The following is a 3,953-nucleotide window of genomic DNA, read 5'->3' as shown; positions in this document are numbered from 1 at the left end:
CTCCGCGAAGCCCGCCGGCGCCGTCTGCGTCACCTGGATGCGGGCGATGGCGCGATAGCCGTAGCAGGCGTTCACCCGCTCGACGATCTCGGTTCCGCGCATCTCGAGCACCGGGGCGTTGGCGCCCGTCGTCAGCAGGACGAGCGTGCCGCCGAAGCCGCGGCCGTAACTGATGCGCAGCGGCACGGCGATGTCCGCGATCTCGGGGCCCGCCACGTCGCGCCAATGCGTCAGGAGGCGGGCCTCCGGGAAACCACGCTTCTCGGCCGGGGCGCGCAGATGCGCGGCGACGAGCGCGGATGCGGGCTCGAAGCCGCGGCGGCGGCGCGTGTCGGGCGGCGTCTCTGTCTGGCGCGGCGGGGCCATGTTCGTGTCCTTCGCTCGGGACTTGTCTTTCCCGGTCAGCCGGCAATCTATGCCGATACGCTCTGTTAACCAATAACGACGGCTTCGGGGACGGATAACGCTTGCGTGACGGGGAGATGCAGGACGCGCTGATGCGCTGGTACGACGTGCACGCGCGCGCGCTGCCCTGGCGCGTGGGTCCGCGCGACCTTGCCGATGGCGTCCGGCCGGACCCCTATGCCGTCTGGCTGTCGGAGGTGATGCTCCAGCAGACGACGGTGGCGGCGGTGCGCGACTACTTCCACCGCTTCACGACGCGCTGGCCGACCGTCACCGACCTCGCCCGCGCCGAGGATGCCGAGGTCATGGCCGCCTGGGCGGGCCTCGGCTACTACGCGCGGGCGCGGAACCTGCTGAAATGCGCGCGCGTCGTGGCCGGGGAGCACGGCGGCGCCTTCCCCGACACGGAGGAGGGGCTGCGGACGCTGCCCGGCATCGGCCCGTACACGGCGGCGGCGATCGCGGCCATCGCCTTCGACCGGCCCGCCGCCGTGCTCGACGGCAACATCGAGCGCGTGATGGCCCGCCTCTTCGCGGTGGCGGAGCCGCTGCCGGGCTCGAAGGAGCGTCTCCGGGCGCTCGCCGCGCGGCTGACGCCCGACCACCGCCCCGGCTGCCACGCGCAGGCGCTGATGGACCTCGGCGCGACGATCTGCGCGCCGCGCGCGCCCGCCTGCGGGATCTGTCCCCTGCTGCCGGGCTGCGAGGGGCGGCGGCAGGGGATCGCGGCAGACCTGCCCGCGAAGTCGCCGAAGAAGGCCAAGCCGGTGCGGCAGGGGATCGCCTACCTCGCGCGGCGGACGGACGGCGCGCTCCTGCTCGAGACGCGTCCGCCGAGCGGGCTTCTGGGCGGGATGCTCGGCTGGCCCGGCACCGACTGGGCCGAGGGCGCGCCCGTCCCCGCCCCGCCGCTCTCCGCCGAATGGCGCGATCCCGGCCTCGAGGTGCGGCATACCTTCACGCATTTCCATCTGCGCCTGTTCCTCCGCCTCGCCGAGGTGGATGCCGATGCCGCGCCTTCCCGCGGCGTCTTCGTCCCCCGGGCGGAGTTCCGCCCCGCCGCGCTTCCCACCGTCATGCGCAAGGCCTTCGACCTCGCACGGACGGAATGGGCGGGGGATTGACGGAGCCGAGGGCCTGGCCGATTCTATCGCAGAGCACCCGGAGAGAAAGTGACATGGTCCCGGCGGCGAAACGCGCGTCCCTGCCTGCCGCGCTGCCCTTCTGGGCATCGCTCGCGCTGGTGCCGCTTATCGTCGCCGTGGCGCATCAGGGCGGCTGGTGGCTGGCGCTCGTGCCGCTGAGCACCTGGTGGCTCTTCGCGATCCTCGACGCGGCGGCGGGGCTGAACGAGGAGAACGCCGACCCCGCCACGCCCGACGCGGCGCTCGGGGCCTATCGCCTCGTCACGCTGGTCTGGTTCCCGCTCCAGGCCGCCGTGATCTTCTACATGATCTGGCTCGCCCAGACCTCCGGCACGCTCGGCACGGCAGAGAAGCTCGGCCTGTTCTTCGGCGTCGGCGTCCTCAGCGGGACCATCGGCATCAACTACGCGCACGAACTGATGCACCAGAGGAACCGGCTGGAGCGGACGCTGTCCGACCTCCTCCTCGCCTCGGTGCTCTACGCGCACTTCCGCTCGGAGCATCTGCTCGTGCATCACCGCTATGTCGGCACCGTCCGCGACCCGGTGACGGCGCGCTACAACGAGGGGTTCCACCGCTTCTTCCCGCGCGTGCTGCGGCAGAGCCTGGTTTCCGCCTTCGCCGCCGAGGCCGCGATGCTGGCGCGCAAGGGCCTGCCGTGGTGGCACCGCTCCAACCCGTTCTGGCGCTACGCGGGGCTTCAGGCGGGTTTCCTCGCGCTCGCCTACGCCATCGGCGGGTGGGGCGGTGTCGGCCTCTTCGCCTTCCAGGCCTTCGTCGCGATCTGGCAGCTCGAGCTCACCAACTACGTCGAGCACTACGGGCTGACGCGGAAGCATCTCGGCGAGGGGCGCTACGAGCACGTCCGTCCGCGCCATTCGTGGAACGCGGCGCATCGGGCGTCGAACTGGCTCCTCATCAACCTGCAACGGCACTCGGACCATCACTTCAAGCCCGACCGGCGCTTTCCCCTCCTGCAGACCTACGGACCGGACGAGGCGCCGCAGCTTCCGCACGGCTACCCGGTAATGACGGCGGTCGCGATGGTCCCGCCGCTCTGGCGGCGCGTCATGAACCCGAGGGTGCGGGCGTGGCGGCGGACGTTCTACCCCGAGGTCGAGGATTGGACCCCCTACAACAAGGGGCTCAATCCGCCGCCACGATAGGCCCTGAGCCAGTCGCGCACCGCCGGATCGTCGCTGAGCGCGATGGCCCGCGCGCGCGCCGCCTCGGCCGCCTCGGCATCGCCCGCCCGCAGGCAGAGGTCGAGCCGCGCGGCCCAGTAGGGCTGGTAGGCGGCCACACGCTCGGGCGGGAGCGCGTCGAGGATCTGGCGCCCGCGCTCCGGCCCCCGCGCCGCGCCGTGGACGACGGCGCGCGACACCTCCGCCCCGAGGCTCGGCCAGCGCGTCACGAGGAAGTCGTAGAGCGCCGAGAGGACCGCCGGATCCCCTGTCCGCCCGCGCGGCGCCTGCACCTGCACCGACTGGATCGCGGCCTCGGTCTGGAAGCGTCCGGGCCGCCCGGCGCGCGCGGCGTTCTCGAGCGTCCGCTCAGCCTCGGCCACCATCGCGCCGTTCCATCGGGCACGGTCCTGCGCGGCCAGCGGCACGTAGGCGCCCGAAGCGTCCCGCCGCGCCGCACGCCGCGCCTCGCAATAGAGGATCAGCGCGAGGAGGCCCCCGGGCTCCGGCTCGCCGGGCAGGAGCGCCGCGACGAGCCGCGCAAGGAACAGCGCCTCGCCCGCCAGGTCCTCGCCCATCCGCCCGGCCTCGAGCCCGCCGGGCACGTCCCAGCCGAGGCCGTAGGTCGCGTAGATGGCGAGGAGCACATCGTCGAGGCGGGCCTCCAGCTCCTCCGGCTCGGGCAGGCGGAAGGGGATGCCCGCCGCCTTGATCTTGGCCTTGGCGCGCGACAGGCGCTGGCCCATGGCGGCGGGCTGCACCACGAAGGCGCGGGCGATGCGCGCCGCGTCGAGTCCGAGGACGGTCTGGAGCATCAGCGCGGTGCGGATGCCCCGGTCGATGGCGGGGTGCGCGCAGGCGAACATCAGCTTCAGCCGCTCGTCGGGGAGCGGATCGGACGCGCGGTCCATGGTTTCCTCCGTCAGCAGGGTCAGCGCGGGCAGCGCCGCCTCGGCGGTTGCGCCGGCTCGTGCGCGCTTGCCCGCAGCACGACGCGCCACGGTGAGAAGCCAGGCCTCCGGCGTCCGCGGTACGCCCGTCTCGGGCCAGCGGCGGAGCGCGGTGGCGAAGGCTTCGGACAGCGCGTCCTCCGCCGCCGCAATGTCCCGCGTGCGGGCGGCAAGGAAGGCGAGCAGGCGGCCATAGTTGTCGCGCGCGGCCCGGTCCACGGCCAGCGCCGCCTCCGACCGGGCCGCGCCCAGGGTCACGGACGCATGTC

Annotated in this window: 4 protein-coding genes; 2 read left to right on the top strand and 2 right to left on the bottom strand. The window is 73.3% G+C overall.

Annotated elements, in window-relative coordinates:
- Positions 1–366: DUF721 domain-containing protein (locus ACTS11_RS11635; protein ID WP_442640479.1), on the bottom strand; the 366-nt coding region annotated here is incomplete at its 3' end.
- A 116-nt stretch (positions 367–482) separates the two neighbouring features.
- On the opposite strand from ACTS11_RS11635, the gene mutY reads away from it, so the two are divergent.
- Positions 483–1,529 carry an A/G-specific adenine glycosylase gene (gene mutY, locus ACTS11_RS11630; RefSeq protein ID WP_442640480.1) on the top strand — a complete coding sequence of 349 codons (1,047 nt, stop codon included), beginning with the start codon at positions 483–485 and terminating at the stop codon, positions 1,527–1,529.
- Between the two features lie 53 nt (positions 1,530–1,582).
- Positions 1,583–2,716 (top strand): alkane 1-monooxygenase, encoded by a 1,134-nt coding sequence (locus ACTS11_RS11625; protein ID WP_442640478.1) that lies wholly within the window; start codon positions 1,583–1,585, stop codon positions 2,714–2,716.
- Here ACTS11_RS11625 and ACTS11_RS11620 read toward each other — a convergent pair.
- Positions 2,683–3,953 (bottom strand): RNA polymerase sigma factor (locus ACTS11_RS11620; RefSeq protein ID WP_442640477.1); only part of this gene is annotated, 1,271 nt, incomplete at its 5' end. The two genes, ACTS11_RS11625 and ACTS11_RS11620, sit on opposite strands and share 34 nt — an antisense overlap.

The organism is Roseicyclus sp., assembly GCF_052168335.1.
In the GTDB taxonomy this organism is placed as follows: domain Bacteria; phylum Pseudomonadota; class Alphaproteobacteria; order Rhodobacterales; family Rhodobacteraceae; genus Roseibacterium.
Note: the sequence above shows the minus strand (reverse complement) of the source record. Positions and strands in the feature narration are given on the sequence as shown.